General features: G+C 33.6%; 1 pseudogene. It reads right to left on the reverse strand.

Annotation, left to right across the window (positions count from 1 at the left end):
* Nucleotides 1-68 precede the first annotated feature (68 nt).
* Nucleotides 69-372 (reverse strand): annotated as a pseudogene (locus FCV43_RS20565) (hypothetical protein); the annotation flags it as partial.

Here is a 372-nt window from a genome sequence, read left to right on the forward strand (position 1 = left end):
TAAACACTAAATTCAAATCGAAGTGAAATCGACAAGCGTTAGGAGTCACTCTTAAATTGTTTGTTAGCTTACAATTCTACAGATACAAGATTCCAGGTTGAAACATCAGCTTCACAGCTAAATACTTTACAGCCAAAAGACTTAATGAAGTCGAGATCATTCTTGATTTTTTGTTTATTTTTCCCATCATTTACTCTAGAAACATTACGGTAAACTTTATCACCAAGATAGATTTCTTTGATCCCTGACCGTGGAATTCTATAGCAATACATAGGTTGCCCTAGGTTACTATTTCTAATTTTGGTCCACTTACTATCTTTAGTTAATATTTCTTCAACCGTCGAATGATAGCTTGTAGTGGTCAACTGATAT

This window comes from Vibrio genomosp. F6, from assembly GCF_005146325.1.
In the GTDB taxonomy this organism is placed as follows: Bacteria; Pseudomonadota; Gammaproteobacteria; order Enterobacterales; family Vibrionaceae; genus Vibrio; species Vibrio cortegadensis.